Annotated in this window: 17 protein-coding genes; 7 read left to right on the top strand and 10 right to left on the bottom strand. The window is 32.1% G+C overall.

The window, feature by feature from the left end; translation table 11 throughout:
* Positions 1-47: 47 nt before the first annotated feature.
* Both ABEB18_RS02205 and ABEB18_RS02200 read right to left on the bottom strand, forming a co-directional pair.
* On the bottom strand, positions 48-650 hold the full coding sequence (locus ABEB18_RS02205) for an RsmD family RNA methyltransferase (RefSeq protein ID WP_348797375.1): 603 nt from the start codon (positions 648-650) through the stop codon (positions 48-50).
* Positions 647-1,459 (bottom strand): DUF3822 family protein, encoded by an 813-nt coding sequence (locus tag ABEB18_RS02200; protein WP_348797373.1) that lies wholly within the window; start codon positions 1,457-1,459, stop codon positions 647-649. The genes ABEB18_RS02205 and ABEB18_RS02200 overlap by 4 nt, the downstream gene beginning before the upstream one ends.
* A gap of 234 nt (positions 1,460-1,693) precedes the next feature.
* Here ABEB18_RS02200 and ABEB18_RS02195 point away from each other — a divergent pair, with 234 nt between their 5' ends.
* Positions 1,694-3,118, top strand: coding sequence for an ATP-dependent DNA helicase (locus ABEB18_RS02195; protein ID WP_348797371.1), 1,425 nt, complete (start codon positions 1,694-1,696; stop codon positions 3,116-3,118).
* Here ABEB18_RS02195 and ABEB18_RS02190 read toward each other — a convergent pair.
* The gene (locus ABEB18_RS02190; RefSeq protein ID WP_348797369.1) at positions 3,115-3,480 is read right to left on the bottom strand and encodes a winged helix-turn-helix transcriptional regulator; all 366 of its coding nucleotides are present in this window, start codon (positions 3,478-3,480) and stop codon (positions 3,115-3,117) included. The genes ABEB18_RS02195 and ABEB18_RS02190 overlap by 4 nt on opposite strands.
* 120 nt (positions 3,481-3,600) lie before the next feature.
* On the opposite strand from ABEB18_RS02190, the gene ABEB18_RS02185 reads away from it, so the two are divergent.
* From ABEB18_RS02185 to kdsB, 3 genes are all read left to right on the top strand, one after another.
* Positions 3,601-4,479, top strand: coding sequence for an SDR family oxidoreductase (locus ABEB18_RS02185; RefSeq protein ID WP_348797368.1), 879 nt, complete (start codon positions 3,601-3,603; stop codon positions 4,477-4,479).
* Positions 4,480-4,571: 92 nt separating this feature from the next.
* Positions 4,572-5,402, top strand: a complete 831-nt coding sequence (gene ygiD, locus ABEB18_RS02180; RefSeq protein ID WP_348797367.1) for a 4,5-DOPA-extradiol-dioxygenase — start codon at positions 4,572-4,574, stop codon at positions 5,400-5,402.
* 108 nt (positions 5,403-5,510) lie between these two features.
* On the top strand, positions 5,511-6,239 hold the full coding sequence (gene kdsB / locus ABEB18_RS02175; protein WP_348797365.1) for a 3-deoxy-manno-octulosonate cytidylyltransferase: 729 nt from the start codon (positions 5,511-5,513) through the stop codon (positions 6,237-6,239).
* A 67-nt stretch (positions 6,240-6,306) separates the two neighbouring features.
* On the opposite strand, the gene ABEB18_RS02170 is transcribed toward kdsB, so the two are convergent.
* Entirely contained in the window at positions 6,307-6,972 is a 666-nt protein-coding gene (locus ABEB18_RS02170; protein ID WP_348797363.1) for a spermidine synthase, read from the bottom strand.
* 62 nt (positions 6,973-7,034) lie between these two features.
* Here ABEB18_RS02170 and ABEB18_RS02165 point away from each other — a divergent pair, with 62 nt between their 5' ends.
* On the top strand, positions 7,035-7,589 hold the full coding sequence (locus ABEB18_RS02165; protein WP_348797362.1) for a 1-acyl-sn-glycerol-3-phosphate acyltransferase: 555 nt from the start codon (positions 7,035-7,037) through the stop codon (positions 7,587-7,589).
* A gap of 30 nt (positions 7,590-7,619) precedes the next feature.
* Here ABEB18_RS02165 and ABEB18_RS02160 read toward each other — a convergent pair whose 3' ends face one another.
* From ABEB18_RS02160 to recG, 6 genes are all read right to left on the bottom strand, one after another.
* Positions 7,620-8,483 (bottom strand): bestrophin family protein, encoded by an 864-nt coding sequence (locus ABEB18_RS02160; RefSeq protein WP_348797361.1) that lies wholly within the window; start codon positions 8,481-8,483, stop codon positions 7,620-7,622.
* A 26-nt stretch (positions 8,484-8,509) separates the two neighbouring features.
* A complete protein-coding gene (locus tag ABEB18_RS02155; protein WP_348797360.1) occupies positions 8,510-9,232 on the bottom strand; it encodes a TolC family protein in 723 nt (240 codons plus the stop codon).
* A 6-nt stretch (positions 9,233-9,238) separates the two neighbouring features.
* Positions 9,239-9,820 (bottom strand): TolC family protein, encoded by a 582-nt coding sequence (locus ABEB18_RS02150; RefSeq protein ID WP_348797359.1) that lies wholly within the window; start codon positions 9,818-9,820, stop codon positions 9,239-9,241.
* A gap of 60 nt (positions 9,821-9,880) precedes the next feature.
* Positions 9,881-12,979 (bottom strand): efflux RND transporter permease subunit, encoded by a 3,099-nt coding sequence (locus ABEB18_RS02145; protein WP_348797358.1) that lies wholly within the window; start codon positions 12,977-12,979, stop codon positions 9,881-9,883.
* 85 nt (positions 12,980-13,064) lie between these two features.
* A complete protein-coding gene (locus ABEB18_RS02140) occupies positions 13,065-14,123 on the bottom strand; it encodes an efflux RND transporter periplasmic adaptor subunit (RefSeq protein ID WP_348797357.1) in 1,059 nt (352 codons plus the stop codon).
* Positions 14,124-14,310: 187 nt separating this feature from the next.
* Positions 14,311-16,419, bottom strand: a complete 2,109-nt coding sequence (gene recG, locus ABEB18_RS02135; protein WP_348797356.1) for an ATP-dependent DNA helicase RecG — start codon at positions 16,417-16,419, stop codon at positions 14,311-14,313.
* Positions 16,420-16,561: 142 nt separating this feature from the next.
* On the opposite strand from recG, the gene ABEB18_RS02130 reads away from it, so the two are divergent.
* Both ABEB18_RS02130 and ABEB18_RS02125 read left to right on the top strand, forming a co-directional pair.
* Entirely contained in the window at positions 16,562-17,107 is a 546-nt protein-coding gene (locus ABEB18_RS02130) for a DUF1697 domain-containing protein (RefSeq protein WP_348797355.1), read from the top strand.
* Between the two features lie 78 nt (positions 17,108-17,185).
* Positions 17,186-17,629 (top strand): hypothetical protein, encoded by a 444-nt coding sequence (locus tag ABEB18_RS02125; RefSeq protein ID WP_348797354.1) that lies wholly within the window; start codon positions 17,186-17,188, stop codon positions 17,627-17,629.
* The last annotated feature ends 37 nt before the right edge of the window (positions 17,630-17,666 follow it).

Raw genomic sequence — 17,666 nt, 5'->3', positions numbered from 1 at the left:
GAATGAGATTTTAAATTCTTCATTCTGCTTTTTTTTCACCGATTTAATTATTCTTCTGGATTGTCTATTTTTCCAATTGCTTCATCACCTAATTCTTCATCATCATCAGTCGATTCTAATTCGAAAAAGCTGAAATAAGAACCGCCGTAACTTTTTTGGAATGAAAAATTACTTAAATGATCTAGTTTGGTGTATTTAGAATGCTCAATAATCATCATGCCTTCTTCATCAAGTAAGCCTTTTTCAAAGACTGTCAAAATTATTCTTTCGAATGTTTTTTGGTCTAATCCATAAGGAGGATCGGCAAAAATAATATCATAGCTCGTTTTGCATTTGTCTAAAAAAGAAAAAACCTCGCTTTTGGTTGCTGCTATATCAAAATCAAATTCAGCAGCAGTTTGTTTGATGAATTTCACACATCCAAAATCAGCATCAACTGAAGTGATTGGTGAACATCCGCGAGAAGCAAATTCGTAACTTATATTTCCAGTTCCGGCAAATAAATCTAATACTTTTAGATCTTCGAAATTGAAATTGTTATTCAAAACATTAAACAAGGCTTCTTTGCTCATGTCTGTTGTAGGTCGCACCGGTAGTCCTTTTGGAGGCGAAATACGTCTTCCTTTGTATTTTCCAGATATGATTCTCATGAGTTAAAAAGTATAAAATGTTGTTGGTTTTGTGCCGTAGTAAATGAATTGCTTTTTTGTAATTCTGTTACATCAAAAAAGGATATGTTGCGAATATAAGTATAGGCAATTTTATAAAATGCGTCTTCTTCAGAAATAGACCCTAATAGTTCTAGTTTGAAACTTTCGGGATTCATATTGAGTTGTTCAGCAGTAAAAAGCAAATAGTATATAAAATCTTCTGGCGTTTTGTAATCGAATGAATTGAATAAAAGCAATTTTTGGTTTTGAATGACTATGATTTCAAAATGTCCTGGATTAAAATGAACAATCATTTTCTTAGTGTCGTTATTTTTGGAAGCATCCAAAAGTTTCGAAACCAAAATGGTGTTAGCGTGTTTGTAATCAAATGAACCAAATTGATCAATAAAAAAATTGTTGATGTTTACATACGGAATATAAACCGCATTCATTTGATAGTTTGTGATTTCATCAAAAGCAAAAAAGTCGGTCTCAAAAACCTTTGTGTTGTATTGTAAATAGCTTCCCAGAAAATTTTCGTCAAATAGAGCAGTAGGTACAAATGTTGAAAGGTTATTGTTGTGAATCACTTGAATTTCGTCATAACGATCGTTCAACTCTGGATAATTTCGGAAAGCATCAGAAAATAATTCCTCAATTTTTGTTGATTTATGAAAAGTATCAAAATGAATTTCATTTATAGACAAAACTCTGTTGTGCAAGGTATCGAAACAACAAAAAGAAAGTCCCGTTAATGAAACTTGAATGGATAGTTTTTTATATTTTTTATCAGCTATATTGATGTTCATGGGATTATTTTTCAACAATACAAACTTACAAATTTATAAAGCAATAGCAATTACAATATCAAAAATCAATTGCAATGATAATGACAAAATTCAAAGTTGAATATCAATCGTAATTATTTTTCATTTTTTTAAAATTAAATTTCACATTGGTTTATGAAATTATTTTTTTGTAATTGCTATTGATTTTTGAAATTGCCATTGAAAAGGCCTTACTTTGCAATCAAAATATACCCAATGAATTCCTCGCAGTTTTATAGCCTTTTACAGAAAAAATTTCCTTATCAACCAACTCTTAAGCAGGATATATTTTTTCAAAAAATCGCTATTTTCCTGACGGATAGTTATAATGAAACTATTTTTGTATTAAAAGGATATGCTGGTACAGGAAAAACAACTGTAATTTCGACTATTGTCAACAATTTAGGGGAGATTAATAAAAAATATGTTTTATTGGCACCAACCGGTAGAGCAGCCAAAGTAATTGCTAATTATTCGGAAAAACCCGCTTTTACCATTCATAAAAAAATATATTTCCCGAAGAAGAATTCTGGTGGGGGAGTGTCGTTTACTTTACAACAAAACAAACACAAAAATACGGTTTTCATTGTCGATGAAGCCTCGATGATTTCAGATTCGGATTCTGATTCCAAATTGTATGCTAACGGTTCTTTGCTTGACGATTTAATTTCGTATGTGTATTCGGGAACCAATTGCAAAATGATTTTGTTGGGAGATACTGCTCAGTTGCCTCCAGTGAATTTGGATATAAGTCCAGCTCTTGATATAGATACCTTGAGTTTGCATTACAATAAAGATGTGGAGCATATCGAACTCGACGAGGTTATGCGTCAGGAAGAAAGTTCGGGGATTTTGCATAACGCAACCCAACTCAGGGAATTATTAAAGGATTCTTTTGTTACTGATTTTCAATTTAATTTGAAGAGATTTAAAGATATTGTACGTTTGGTTGATGGCTACGATATTCAGGATGCTATCAATTCGGCTTACAGTAATTATAGCATCGAGGACACGGCTTTCATTGTTCGTTCTAACAAAAGAGCCAATCAATACAATGAACAAATTCGTGCTAAAATCCTAGATAAGGAAAGCGAACTTTCTACTGGAGATTTTTTGATGGTAGTCAAGAATAATTATTTCTGGTTGAAGGATTCAGATGAAGCTGATTTTATTGCTAATGGTGATATTATTGAAGTTTTGGAGATTTTTAAAATTATTGAATTATATGGTTTTCGATTTGCTAAGGTAAAAATCCGTATGATTGATTACCCTAATCAGAAACCTTTTGAGACTGTTTTATTGTTAGATACTATTAAAAGTGAATCGCCTTCTTTGACTTTTGAAGAATCAAATAGATTGTATCAAGAAGTGATGAAAGATTATGAAAATGAAACAGCCAAATACAAAAAGTTCCAAAAAGTAAAGGAAAATGAATATTTTAATGCTTTGCAAGTCAAGTTTTCCTATGCAATCACTTGTCATAAATCGCAAGGAGGGCAGTGGAATACCGTATTTATAGAACAGTCGTATTTACCAAATGGTATCGACAAAGATTATATTCGCTGGTTATATACTGCAATGACTCGTGCCAAAAACAAACTCTATTTGATAGGATTTAAGGATGATAGTTTTGTGGATTAATTTGAGTTCGAAAGCACAGCTTCTCTATGCTGTATTCCCCATTCTAACATTTTATCTAAAACATCTCCTAGGGATTTTGCCGATTCGGTTAATTCATATTCAACTGTAATAGGAGTTGTACTATATACGGTACGGGTTATCATACCATTCATTTCTAAATCCTTCAATTCTTTTGATAACATTCTGGGTGTTATCTTAGGTATGTTTTTTTGAATGTCAGTAAACCTTTTTTTTTCGAATAGGAGAGACCCTATGATTGGTAATTTCCATTTTCCGTTAATAACATTTAAAGTGTCGTTTACAGCCAAAACAAATTGAATAGGACAAGATTTGGCTTCTCTAAAACTAGGTGTGGTTTTCATAATTATTGATTTACATGCTACTATACTAAAGTATATCAGTATATTTTAGTACTTAACTATATTATGTATAGCAAATGTACTTAACTTTGTGGAATATTAATTATAAAAGACATTAAAAAAATGGATACAACAATTTTAATAACTGGAGCAACTGGACATTTTGGTAAATCAACTATAAATTTTTTATTGCATAAAGGAGTAAATCCAGATACGATTTTTGCTTTAGTAAGAGATGAAACAAAAGCATTAGATTTAAAAGAAAAAGGAATACATTTAAAAATAGGAGATTATAATAATTACGAGTCTTTAAAGGTTGCTTTCAAAGGTATTGATAAGCTATTATTGGTTTCAGGAACCGATTTGGCTAATCGTAGTGAGCAACAACTAAATGTAGTTAAGGCAGCTAAAGAAGCTGGAGTGAAACATATTTTATATACAAGCTTTGAACGAAAAAATGAAAATGAATCTACTCCATTGTCATTTTTAGCAAAATCTCACATAGATACCGATAACGCAATTAAAGCAAGTGGTTTGAATTATACAATTTTTAAAAATAATTTGTATTTTGAAGCTTTACCGATGTTTTTAGGTGAACACGTTTTGGATTCAGGAATTTATTTTGCATCTGGAAAAGGCAAAGGAGCGTTTGTGTCTCGTACAGATTTAGCCGAAGCTGCTGCAAATGTTTTGATCACAAATGGCCATGAAAACAAAGATTATGCGACTAGTAATGTTGAGAATTATACGATGGAAAATATTGCTACCTATCTGAGTGAAATTGCTAAAAAAGAAGTTTCGTATTTCAGTCCAGAAATAAATGATTTTGAAGAATCACTAAAAAATGCGGGAGTTCCAAGTGAATACATAGGAATGTTTATTGGTTTTGCAAGTGCAATAGAACAAGGAGAATTTGAAGTTGAAAATTCGGATTTAGAAAAATTATTGGGAAGAAAACCAACTTCGTTATTCGATTTTTTGACACAAACATATTCTAAATAATAGTTTTAGAGAATAGAATAGGTATTATTCATTAATTTAAATAATCAATATTTTTGTTTTTTAAATTAAATATCCAAGTAAAATAAATAACTATGAACAATTTGAATGATATACACAAAATATCCAGTTCATTTTCGGATACTAAAAAAATGCCTGTTCTGTTTTTAGGACATGGTAGCCCAATGAATGCTATTGAAGAAAATCAATTTGTTACAGGTTTTCGAAATTTAGCAAAAACATTGCCACAACCTAATGCAATTTTATGTATTTCTGCACATTGGTTTACCAAGGGAACAAAAGTCACAGCAATGCAAATGCCAAGAACTATTCATGATTTTGGTGGTTTTCCTAGAGAATTGTTCGAGGTGCAATATCCGGCCAAAGGAAGTCCAGAATTAGCCATTGCTACACAAGAACTATTATTACCAACAGAAGTTGAACTCGACCATGAATGGGGACTGGATCATGGAGCCTGGAGTGTTATTAAGCATTTATATCCTGATGCCAATATTCCTGTGATTCAAATGAGTATAGATTATTCAAAATCTGCTGAGTATCATTTTGATTTAGCCACACAATTGAGGGCTTTACGATATAAAGGAATCTTAATTGTTGGTAGTGGAAATATAGTTCATAATTTGCGTTTGGTTGATTTTTACAATTTAGATAAAGATAATTATGGGTACGATTGGGCAATCGAAGCCAGGGAAAAAACCAATGATTTTTTGTTGAATGGCGATTTTAAATCATTAATAGACTTTGAAAAACAAGGAAAAGCATTGCAATTGGCGATTCCTACACCAGAACATTATTTGCCATTAATTTACACTTTAGGGCTCAAGGAAAAACAAGAAGAGTTGAGTTTGTTTAATGATAAATTAGTTGGGGGATCTTTGAGTATGACTTCGGTAAAGATTGCTTAATTTTTGATTAAATGATAAAAAACAAAATCCAATAAACATCAAATCTCTTCAAAATAAATGTAGCAACTTTGTATCTTAGCCCTTTAAAACTTAGCAATCAATATTAAAATGAAAATTATAGCAGTCATTCCCGCACGTTACGCATCAACAAGATTTCCAGCAAAATTAATGCAAGATTTAGGTGGAAAAGCTGTCATTCTAAGGACGTATGAAGCAGCAATCAATACTAAATTATTTGATGATGTTTTTGTGGTTACAGACTCTGATTTGATTTATGATGAAATTATAAGCAATGGGGGTAAAGCGATAATGAGTGTTAAAGAACATGAATCGGGGAGTGATAGAATTGCTGAAGCTGTTGAAAATATTGATGTAGATATTGTAATCAATGTGCAAGGAGATGAACCTTTTATAAATGCTGAACCTTTGCGAGAAGTGATTGAAGTTTTTAAAAACGATACAGCAAAACAAGTTGATTTGGCTTCGTTGATGCGTGAAATAAAAGAAGAGGATGAAATCAATAATCCGAATAATGTAAAAGTGGTTGTCGATCAAAATCAATTTGCATTGTATTTTTCTCGATCTGTAATTCCGTTTCCTAGAGAGAAAAACGTTGGAGTTCGCTATATGCAACACATAGGAATTTATGCTTTTAGAAAACAAGCCTTGTTGGATTTTTACAGTTTGCCTATGAAGTCACTCGAAGCTTCTGAAAAACTAGAACAACTTCGCTATTTAGAATTTGGAAAACGTATTAAAATGGTCGAAACCACTCATGTAGGAATCGGAATCGATACCGCCGAGGATTTAGAAAAAGCTAGAAAATTATTACTATAAAATAATTTCTATTATTGAAAAATAGAAAGGGTTTCTAAAATTGAAAAATAATTTTAGAAACTTTTTTTTAAGTTAATTTTTCGATGATTATGAGTTCATTATGTATTTCTACTCTTGGGATGGTTTGGATTTTAAAATTAGGATTATCAAAATCTTTAATGAAATTTTGATTTCTAAAATTATCTTTGGCAGTTAAACACATGGTGTTAAAAAGGATGCGACCATTACTATTGAGTAAAAAACAAATACGGTCTATAAAAAACTTTTCAAACAAAAAATTAGGCATAGTCGTATCCTGAAAAATATCGATGATAATCAAATCATATCGATCTTTAGTTTTCAGTACAAATTCAAAAGCATCATCAATAACGATATTTAGGTTTTTGATTTCGTTTAGTTGAAAATATTTGTTAGCAATTGCTATAATTTCTGGATCAATATCTACGCCTGTAATTTTTCCAGAAAATTTTATTTCATCTACCAAAGTTTTGATTACACTTCCGCCCGCAACTCCCAAAATTAAAATATGATTCATTTTGGCAATTTTTTTAAAGCCAAAATATTTTAGACCTCTTCTTAAAATTCGTTGCAAACTTCCATAGGAATAATTTGTGTTTTTGGAATCTAAGACTAATTCACCATTTGCCCAAGTAACTTCGATTGTTTTGCTTAAAGTTGATTTTGTTTTGAATATTTTTATTGGAATTAAATAACTCAATAATTTCTGTAACATTAAAAATAGGTTTTTATCAAAAGTAAGATTTTAATTGTTTTATTTGCCCAAAAAAAGCATAAATGAATAAACAATTCTACAAATGGATTTTTTGCAATTTGATGGGATGGAAGATTGAAGGTTGTTTTGATGACCAAATAAAAAAATGTGTCTTGATGGTTATGCCTCATACGAGTTGGCATGATTTTTATGTCGCTATTATTTGTCGTGGAGCGATTGGCGGCGGAATCAATTGGGTGGGAAAAAAAGAGTTATTTCGTTTTCCGTTTCAGTATTTTTTCAAATCACTAGGAGGTGTGCCGCTTGATAGATCAGGAGGATTAAACAAAGTAGAACTAATAGCAGCCATTTTTGAAACCAAAGAAATATTTAGACTAGGATTGTCACCCGAAGGAACACGCAAGAAAGTTGATGTGCTCAAAACAGGGTTTTATTATATTGCGCTCAAAGCCAATGTGCCAATTATACCAGTTTCTTTAAATTTTGAGAAAAAAATAGTTGATTTTGGACAACCGTTTTTACCTACAGGAGTTATAACAGACGATTTAATTATTTTGAATAAACATTTTGTTGATGCTAAAGGTAAAATTCCTAAAAACGGATTTTCAGTAACCTAAGTGCATATCTGAAGAAATTACGGTTTGTTTTTACAGAATTTCCTCAACGTGTTTTTTTATGTTTTGACTAATTTTTTCGATAGGTAAATCATTGTCATCTTTTCCAAAAGGCTCTTCTATTTCTTCAGAAATTAATTCGATACTGGCTAATACATAAAAGATAAACGAGACTACAGGGATTACATAGTATCCTAGTGTAAAAGTGTAAGCAAAAGGTAAAGTCAAAACAAAAAAGAAAATGAATTTTTTAATAAATGTGCTATACGAATAGGGGATAGGAGTGTTTTTGATACGTTCACAACCTCCACAAATATCGGTAAACGATTGTATTTCACTATTTAAAATAATCAACTGATCACCAGATATTTTGTTAGAATTATACAGATCATTAATCTTTTGAAACATCATTTTTGCGATTTGATTAGGCCTGTGCTTGTGATGATTTATGGCCAAATCCACATCATCATACAATAGCATACTGGTTTCTTCATCTTTCAAATGCTTATTAAGCATAGATGCATAACTTGGAATAAGTTTTCTAAAAAAAGATAAATCTTTTTCATCCTTTAAAATTACTGAAAGTTTGATAGCAAGATTACGGCTGTTATTGACCAAACCTCCCCATAATTTACGTCCTTCCCACCAACGATCATAGGCAGAATTGATTCGGTATGCCAATAATAATGAAATTACAAATCCTAATGTTGTGTGTATAACGGTAAGATTCTTGATGTGATTTGTTTCACTTAGCTTAAAATATTCTATTTCTAAATACGAAATAATTCCAGAGTAAATAGCGATTATGAGAATCCAAGGTAACAGCTCTCTAAAGGTGTCCGATCTATGAAAACTAAAAATATAGGCAAACCAAATTTTAGGATTGTAGGGTATCATTTTTTTCTTTTTTGAAACAAAAATACTTAAAAATTAAGATTACCAGCTAGTTCACGCAAAGTAATTTCAGACAATTTTGCTTGATATTGAGCGCTAGTTAAACGAATTTTTGAATTGATAAAATTCAGTTGCGCAGCTCTAAATTCTACCGATGTAATCGTTCCAATTCTAAATTTTTCGGCAGTAATTTCAATATTTTGTTTTGCTATTGCAGTGTTATTTTCTTCTAAATCAATCAAATCTAAATTGGTTAAATATACTTGATAGGCTAGCATTAGGTTACTTCTTAATTGAATTAATTGCTGATCTATGGCTAATTTAGAATTGTCAATTTGCATTTTGGCAATTTTTTCGTTTCTATTTTGTGCATTCCCATCAAAAAGATTTAATGAGGCCGAAAAGCCATAATTTAGACCGCGAGAAGAGTTTTGACTTGTAAAACCAAGACTCGATTGGGAATCGCTAAAATTATAACCAGTATTTAACGAAATAGTAGGGTAACGCTCTCCTTTGATTTGTTTTAAATCCAATTCAGCAATTTTATTATTAATGATCTGCATTACTAATTCTGGATTTTGTTTTTCGGCAAGAATCATTAACTCATCGAGTTGCATCTTTCTATCAACATTTATATCGTCAATCACTTTGAAATCGGTCTTTAAATCTCTGGCTAAAATCTGATTCAACAATGTTTTAGCATTAGCATATGCTTGTTTTTCTTTTACTAAATTTCCAAGGTCAGTATTCAAATCGACTTAGGCATTTAATACATCCAATTTTGAGTTTTTCCCGATTGAATAACGATTCTTAGTAAACTCCAATCTTTTTTGAGAAATAACAATGGTTGAATCTAAGTCTGCTAGTTTTTGTTGTTCTTGAATTAAATCATAATAAACATTATTTACATTGCTTATTTTATTGATAATCGTCAATTTCATTTGAGCATCACTCATGTTCTGAAATTCTTTTAATTGATCGTATTTGGCAAACATTTTTAATCCATCAAAAATTGTCCAACCTAGATTAACTCCATAAGTTAGACTATTATTTTTAGCATTATCTAATGAAGTTGTGGTACCATCCTGACGTGTTTGCGAAGAATTCATTACACTATTATTATCTGTTACAGAAGCTGTTACAGTAGGAAGCATTCCAGCATTACCGATAGAAACATTGGTTTCACTAATTTTTAAATTATTTTTAGAGATTTTTATTTCAAAATTATTCTCTAAGGCTATTTTAATAGCTTCCTCAAGAGTTAATACTTCTTGAGCGCTAGTTTTTGCGATGCAAAACAAAAATAGAATTAGACTTTTTAATATGTTTTTAGTTTTCATGTCGATGAATTATTGACTACAATATTGATTGTAGTTTGTATTTGTTTCAAAAAAAATGCCTTACGATTTACTTTCTCTTTCATACTCATCAATATGATCAAATTCGGGATAATGTTTTCTCGCTTTTGACCACATTAAATAAATCGCAGGAATTACAAAAAGAGTAAGCGCCAAAGAGAAGATGGTTCCTCCAACAATCACAACTCCCATACCAATTCTACTGGTTGATGCTGCTCCTAATGACATTGCAATAGGTAAGGCTCCTAAGGCAATGGCTAAACTCGTCATCAAAATTGGACGCAAACGTGCTTCCGAAGCTTCCATGATTGCTTCGTATTTTGGCATTCCTTGTTCTCTTAATTGATTAGCAAATTCTACTATCAAAATACCATTTTTGGTAACCAAACCAATAAGCATTACAGTTCCAATCTGGCTAAAGATATTCCATGTTTGATTGAATAGCCATAATGAGAATAGCGCTCCAGCTACCGCCATAGGTACTGTCAAAATGATGATTAACGGATCAATAAAACTTTCAAATTGAGCGGCTAATATCAAAAAGATTAGTAATAAAGCCAATCCGAAAGCAAATGAAGTATTAGAACTACTTTCTACAAAATCTCTTGATTCTCCACCCAAATCTGTGGTAAATGTATCATCCAAAACTTTGGCTTTAATTTGATTCATCGTTTCGATTCCGTCGCTGATGCTTTTTCCAGGAGCCAATCCAGCAGAAACCGTAGCCGACATGTATCTATTGTTGTGATACAATTGTGGTGGATTGCTTTGCTCTTCGATGCTGACAACATTGTCCATCTGGATCAGTTCTCCTTTGTTGCTCTTTACAAACATAGAAGTCAAATCCAATGGTTTAGAACGGTCTTTTTGATCAAATTGTCCAATTACCTGGTATTGTTTTCCATTTTTTATGAAATAGCCAAAACGTTGACCACTCAATGATAACTGCAAAGTTTGTGCAATATCGATAATCGAAATTCCCAAGCTTTCTGCTTTGGCACGATCTATACTCACATTGATTTCGGGTTTGTTGAATTTTAAATTCACGTCAGTTACAGAGAAAACATCACTTTTATTGACTTCTTCCATAAAAAGAGGAATTTTTTCTCTCAATTTTTCAAAAGTAGGAGCTTGAATAATGTATTGAATTGGCAAACCTCCACGTCTGTTTACAGCAATTGTAGGTTGTTGCAGAACCGAAATTTTAGCATCTGGATATTGTTTAGTCCAATCGGAAAGTTGACCAGCAATCTCTTTTTGAGATTTCTTTCTTTCGTTTGGTTCTTTTAATGAAAGTCGCACAAAACCAGTATTCGTTGCCGAAGACCCAAATCCAGGAGCAGTAATCACTAAACTCACTTTTTTCTCTGGAATAGAATCGTCAACCAGTTTTGAGATTTCTTGCATGAAACGATCTGTGTATTCGTATGATGAACCTTCTGGTGTTGTCATACGCATCGTTACAGAGCTTCTATCATCAACCGGAGCAGTTTCCTTTGGAAGTATTGTAAAAAACAAATAAATCAGTCCAAAGCAAACGATTAGAATAGGGAAACTCAACCATTTTTTGTTCATGAAATTTTTCAAAGATTCCGCATAACCACTGTTTAATTTTTCGAAAAATGGTTCTGTTGCAACATAAAACTTTGATTTTTTTTGTTCTCCACCTTTCATTAAATAGGCATTCAACATTGGAGTTAAAGTCAATGATACAAAGGCTGAAATCAATACAGCAGCTCCAATTACTACTCCAAATTCTCGGAAAAGCCGTCCAACAAAACCTTCTAGAAATATTACTGGCAAAAATACAGCTGCTAAGGTTACCGAAATCGAAATTACCGCGTAGAAAATTTCATTAGAACCTTTGATTGCCGCTTCAATTGGCGACATGCCTTCTTCAACTTTTTTGAAAATATTTTCGGTTACCACAATTCCGTCATCTACAACCAAACCTGTAGCCAAAACAATTGCCAACAAGGTCAACACATTTATCGAAAACCCAAATAACCACATGATAAAAAAAGTTGCTATTAAGGAAACTGGAATGTCTATTAACGGTCTGAAAGCAATTGCCCAATCTCTAAAAAATAAATAGATAATGATGATTACCAGAATAATAGAAATCCCTAAAGTTTCGGCAACTTCAAGAACAGATTTTTTTACAAAAATGGTATTGTCTAAAGCGATATTTAGTTTGATGTCTTTTGGTAAATCTTTTTGTAAAGCTTCGTATTTTTTATAAAATTCTTTCGAAATATCCAGATAATTAGCTCCGGGCATCGGTACAATTGCCAAACCAATCATTGGTAAACCAGATTGTGTTAGCTGTGTTTCTATGTTTTCAGGACCTAATGTAGCAGTACCAACATCACTAAAACGCACAATTTTATCGCCATCCGTACGAATGATAATATTGTTAAATTCTTCTGATTTGGATAAATTTCCAACTGTTTTTACCGTAAGTTCCGTGTTATTTCCGGTTAATTTTCCAGATGGTAATTCTACATTTTGGGCGTTCAATGCATTTCGGACATCAGCAACAGTACAACCGTAAGCAGTAAGCTTTACGGGATCAATCCACAAACGCATAGCGTATTTTTTTTGCCCCCAAATTTGTACGGCACTTACACCTGGAATGGTTTCTAATCGTTGTGAAATTACATTTTCGGCATAATCACTTAATTCTAATGAATTTCGAGAATCACTTTGAACAGTCATCGAAATAATAGATTCGCTATCAGCATCCGCTTTGGACACTACAGGAGGAGCATCTATGTCTTCGGGTAAATCACGAATGGCTCTCGAAACCTTATCACGAACATCATTTGCTGCTTCTTCAAGGTCTTTATCTAAGTTAAATTCGATTGTAATATTACTACTTCCTTGATTACTGGAAGAGGTAATGTTTCGGATACCATCAATAGCATTTACGGCTTTTTCTAAAGGCTCAGTAATTTGAGATTCAATAATGTCAGCATTGGCACCTGTATAATTGGTTCTGATTGAAACTTGAGCCGGGTCTATAGATGGAAATTCTCGAACACCCAAAAAGGTAAAACCTAGGAAACCAAATAATATAATTAAGAGGTTTAAAACTATGGTTAAAACAGGTCTTCTTATGCTTGTAGTTGATAAACTCATTTAGATTGTAAATTTTAGATTTTAGATTTGTGATTTTAGATTTTTTCTTAATACTTAATACTTGAATCTTTATAATTTTTAAAATCTATTTTGTTTTAACTTTTATAGGTGCCCCATCCTTTAATGACATCACACCACTAGTAATTAAAGTATCACCTGTTTTTAGTCCTGAAAGAATTAAAATAGAAGAATCTGTTCTTGTTGTTGCTTCTACCTTAACTTCTTTTGCTTTTCCAAAGTTGGCGATATATACTTTCTTTCCATCTTGTACAGGAATAATAGCTTCCGTTGGGACTACAATAGCATCTTTGATGATATCCAAAGGTAATTTTACATCGGCAAAAGTTCCAGGGAAAAGTTTTCCATCAATATTATCGGCTATTGCGCGAACTTGTAAAGTACGTGTAGTAACTTCAACTTCTGGTTGAATAGCATAAATTTTTGCAGTATATTTTTTTGTTGAACCAGAAATAGAAAAGTCAATAGTTGTTCCAGATTTTACTTGTGCTGCATATTTTTCTGGAATCGAAAATGTAATTTTTACTTTTCCAGTATTAACCAATTTTGCTACCAAAATTGCTGGTGTTATATAGGTTCCTGGCGAAATAGAACGCAAACCAATTTTACCAGAAAAAGGAGCACGAACGGATGTTTTAGAAATTTGAGCTTTGATTAATTGTGTCTGAGCTTGAGCAGATTTATAATCGGTTTTTGTAATATCATATTCTTCTTGGCTAATAGCTTCTTTTTGTAAAAGAAGTTTGGCTCTTCTTTCATTTTCAGCAGCTAAACCCTCTTTAGTACTTGCCTGAGCTAATTGAGCTCTTAATTCTATATCATTCACTTTAAATAATATTTGTCCTTTAGAAACAGTACTACCTTCCTGAAAATAAATGCCCTCAACAATTCCTGAAACTTCAGAGTGAATTTCGATTTGTTCATTTGCTTCTATAGAACCGGAAAGAGACAAATTATTGTCAAAAGTTTGAGGACGAATCACAATTCCTGTAACTGTTGTAGGTTGATCTTTTCTGTCTTTGCCTTTAGAATCATTTTTTTTTGCATTATTTGAGCTTATTCTGTAGCCAATAAATCCCAAAAAAGTCAATATTAATAAGGCATAAACAATGTTCTTTATTTTCATGTGTTATAGTATATGAGGTTTAGTAATATTTTATTAGTAAATAGGAAAACAAATTTAGTTTTTAGAATTGTTAAATGTAAAATTGTTAATTTTAATTTAACGCTTGTACATACAAGTATTGTTTTTTTTATCAAATAAAGAATTTAAGACTTTTAAAAAGTAGAAAGGTTTAATGGTAGAGGAAATATTAACTAATATAATTCCAAATATTCTTTTTTTTAGTCAATTCTAAATAGACTGCATGTAAAATAGCATTTTTAGGTTTTTGCAAAGGAGCATCATCTTTAAGGACTTTGATGGCATAGTTTCTGGCCAATGTCAAAATTTCTCTATCCCGGACAATATCGGCTATTTGCAGGTTGAGTACGCCACTTTGTTGAGTTCCCATCAAATCACCTGGACCTCTAAGTTTTAGATCAACTTCTGCTATTTCAAAGCCATCGTTAGTGCGAACCATCGTTTCCATTCGGGTTTTGCTATCACTGGATAACTTATATGATGTCATCAAGATACAATAACTTTGATCTGCACCACGACCTACACGGCCTCGTAGTTGATGTAATTGTGATAATCCAAAACGTTCGGCACTTTCTATAATCATTACACTTGCATTTGGAACATTTACACCAACTTCAATAACTGTTGTAGCCACCATTATATTGGTTTTTCCTTCGGAGAAGCGCTTCATTTCGGCGTCTTTTTCGTCAGGCTTCATTTTACCGTGAAGAATCGAAATTGCATATTGTGGTAAAGGAAAGTCTCTAGAGATACTTTCGTAACCATCCATCAAATCTTTATAATCCATTTTTTCAGATTCCTGAATCAATGGATATACGATGTAAATCTGGCGCCCTTTGGCAATTTCATCCTTAATGAATTTCCAAACTTTTAATCTATTTGAATCAAATCGATGAACAGTTTGGATTGGTTTTCTTCCTGGAGGTAATTCGTCTATCACCGAAATATCTAAATCTCCATACAAACTCATTGCTAATGTTCGCGGAATTGGAGTAGCAGTCATTACCAAAATATGAGGAGGGACATTGTTTTTTTTCCATAATTTAGAACGTTGTTCTACACCAAAACGATGTTGTTCGTCAATGATTGCCAAACCTAAATTTTGAAATTTTACTTTATCTTCCAATAAAGCGTGGGTACCGATTAGGATTTGAAGCGTTCCATTTTCTAATTCTTCGTGGATGATTCTTCGCGTTGCAATTTTGGTTGATCCAGTAAGTATCTTTATGTTGATATTTAATGATTTCGCTAATTCTGATAAACCTATAAAATGCTGATTAGCCAAAATTTCGGTCGGAGCCATTAAACAAGCCTGAAAACCATTATCAAGAGCAAGTAACATACTCATAAAGGCAACAATGGTTTTTCCAGAACCCACATCACCTTGCAATAATCGGTTCATTTGAGCATTGCTTCCCATATCGGTTCGGATTTCTTTTATTACTCTTTTTTGGGCATTTGTTAAGGCAAAAGGCAAATGATTTTGATAGAATTCATTGAAAAGAACTCCGACTTTGGTAAACGGAAAGCCTTGTATTTTGTGTTTTCGAATCAAATTCTTGGTTATCAATTGTAATTGGATATAGAACAATTCCTCAAACTTTAATCGGAATTGAGCTTTCGCTAAAATTTCTGCACTTTTTGGAAAATGAATATTGAATAGCGCAGCGTTTTTGGGAATCAACTTCAATTCATCAATTAAATACTTAGGCAAAGTTTCACTAAAAAGAGCTTGAGTTTCCAAAAACAGTTGTTGCATCATTTTATTAACAACCCGGTTTGTAATTCCCTTATTAGCCAAAGATTCGGTCGAAGGATAAACAGGTTGCATCGCCGAGCGTAAACTTTGTTGGTGTTCGCTTAACAATTCAATTTCGGGATGAGCCATACTGAAATTGCTCCCGTATTGGGCGCATTTCCCAAAAATAACACAGGATTCATTGATTTTCAAACTTTCTCTGATCCACTTTAGTCCCTGAAACCAGTTAAGTTCCATTTGTCCTGTATCATCCACAAAAGTAGCCACCAACCGTTTTTGGTTTTTCCCAAATTCAACAGTTTTGATATTGATGATTTTGCCAATAATCTGAACTTCGGCAATGTTATTTCCTAATTCATTGATTTTGTAGTATCGAGTACGGTCTATATAACGATTTGGAAAAAAATTGACTAAATCTCCATATTTATGAATTCCCAATTCCTTACGCAACAGCGCGCCCCGAGTAGGACCAACACCTTTGAGGTATTCTATGGGAGTTTCTAGGAGATTATTGGACATGTTAGATTTAGATTTTTTAGAAAACAGATTTAAGGAGTATTTTCTCTATTTTCTATTTTCTTTTCTCTTTTAAGAAAGCGAAGATAGATTTTAATTGGTAATTTTAAAAATAGGTATATTTGAAAATTAAAACTCATTAAGTATGACAACTCACCTCGTTCTCCTTCGCGGAGTCAATGTTTCTGGCCACAACATGATAAAAATGGACGCTCTGAAAACTACTTTGGAAGCTATCGGTTTTCAAAATGTACAGACTTATATTCAATCCGGAAATGTTTTTGTGGATACCGATGAAGCAAATCCTGCTGCTGTGGGTTTCAAAATAAAACAGGAAATTTTCAGAGTTTTTGGTCACGAAGTCCCAACAGTTGTTATTGGAAAATCAGATTTAGAAGCTTGTTTTGGTAATAATCCTTTTTTGAATGAGAAAGATATTGATACAAAAAAATTATATGTAGCTTTTGTGTCAATGGAATTAAAAAAAGAAAGTATTAATGATTTAAAAATGAGTCAGGTAAAACCTGATGTAGCCAGTATCGATGGGAGCAGAATCTATATTAAATACGCTGTAGGTGCTGGTAAAACTAGATTTGATCAAAAATACATCGAAAAAAAATTGAATGTTACGGCTACAATTAGAAATTGGAATACAGTAACGCAATTGTTAAAAATGTATCAAGAGAAATAGTTTATTATTTTGTAATTTTTACGCAACCATTTTTGATGTTCAGCGTCTATTTAATTATAACTCTAAAATACTTAACAAATGAAATATTTCTCATTATTATTTCTATTAGTAGGCTTATTGACTTCTTGTTCTAAAGATGAAGATGATACGCTAAAACCTGAAATGAGTTTGTATGGTAAGTGGACTTTGGTCAAAATTACGGGTTCAATGCCTAGTTATGAACTTACCGAAAGTAGTTTGGATCGATATGAATCCTATAATTTTAATGAAGATGGTACTTTTACTAAAATCCGAGTTAAAGATAATGTTTCAACTAATGCTTCTGGCACTTTTCTGGCCAAAGTAAATGATGGTGTAACTTACTTGGAATTGACTTATACTAGCGAAAGTGATTTGATTGGAAGTTGCTACGGTAATTTGAAAGAAGAATTGTATTTATCTGATGATAAAATAACCTTGTCAAGTACATGGAAACATTGTGATGGTCCAGGATTAGACTATCAAAAAATTATAATTTATTAATCTTTTTATGATTGATGTAATATCCAAAAAAGGATGT

The sequence above is a fragment of the Flavobacterium adhaerens genome (genome assembly GCF_040045115.1).
Lineage (GTDB): Bacteria > Bacteroidota > Bacteroidia > Flavobacteriales > Flavobacteriaceae > Flavobacterium > Flavobacterium adhaerens.
The sequence above is the reverse complement of the archived record's forward strand: the minus strand, read 5'-3'. Positions and strand labels throughout refer to the sequence as shown.

Excerpts from the sequence above, each read along its gene's own strand:
- ABEB18_RS02160 (WP_348797361.1), bottom strand. The coding sequence starts at position 8,483 with ATGATACCCTACAATCCTAAAATTTGGTTTGCCTATATTTTTAGTTTT.
- ABEB18_RS02200 (WP_348797373.1), bottom strand. The coding sequence starts at position 1,459 with ATGAACATCAATATAGCTGATAAAAAATATAAAAAACTATCCATTCAA.
- ABEB18_RS02165 (WP_348797362.1), top strand. The coding sequence starts at position 7,035 with ATGAATAAACAATTCTACAAATGGATTTTTTGCAATTTGATGGGATGG.
- ABEB18_RS02170 (WP_348797363.1), bottom strand. The coding sequence starts at position 6,972 with ATGTTACAGAAATTATTGAGTTATTTAATTCCAATAAAAATATTCAAA.
- recG (WP_348797356.1), bottom strand. The coding sequence starts at position 16,419 with ATGTCCAATAATCTCCTAGAAACTCCCATAGAATACCTCAAAGGTGTT.
- ABEB18_RS02140 (WP_348797357.1), bottom strand. The coding sequence starts at position 14,123 with ATGAAAATAAAGAACATTGTTTATGCCTTATTAATATTGACTTTTTTG.
- kdsB (WP_348797365.1), top strand. The coding sequence starts at position 5,511 with ATGAAAATTATAGCAGTCATTCCCGCACGTTACGCATCAACAAGATTT.
- ABEB18_RS02185 (WP_348797368.1), top strand. The coding sequence starts at position 3,601 with ATGGATACAACAATTTTAATAACTGGAGCAACTGGACATTTTGGTAAA.
- ABEB18_RS02125 (WP_348797354.1), top strand. The coding sequence starts at position 17,186 with ATGAAATATTTCTCATTATTATTTCTATTAGTAGGCTTATTGACTTCT.
- ygiD (WP_348797367.1), top strand. The coding sequence starts at position 4,572 with ATGAACAATTTGAATGATATACACAAAATATCCAGTTCATTTTCGGAT.
- ABEB18_RS02150 (WP_348797359.1), bottom strand. The coding sequence starts at position 9,820 with ATGAAAACTAAAAACATATTAAAAAGTCTAATTCTATTTTTGTTTTGC.
- ABEB18_RS02190 (WP_348797369.1), bottom strand. The coding sequence starts at position 3,480 with ATGAAAACCACACCTAGTTTTAGAGAAGCCAAATCTTGTCCTATTCAA.
- ABEB18_RS02195 (WP_348797371.1), top strand. The coding sequence starts at position 1,694 with ATGAATTCCTCGCAGTTTTATAGCCTTTTACAGAAAAAATTTCCTTAT.
- ABEB18_RS02145 (WP_348797358.1), bottom strand. The coding sequence starts at position 12,979 with ATGAGTTTATCAACTACAAGCATAAGAAGACCTGTTTTAACCATAGTT.
- ABEB18_RS02130 (WP_348797355.1), top strand. The coding sequence starts at position 16,562 with ATGACAACTCACCTCGTTCTCCTTCGCGGAGTCAATGTTTCTGGCCAC.
- ABEB18_RS02205 (WP_348797375.1), bottom strand. The coding sequence starts at position 650 with ATGAGAATCATATCTGGAAAATACAAAGGAAGACGTATTTCGCCTCCA.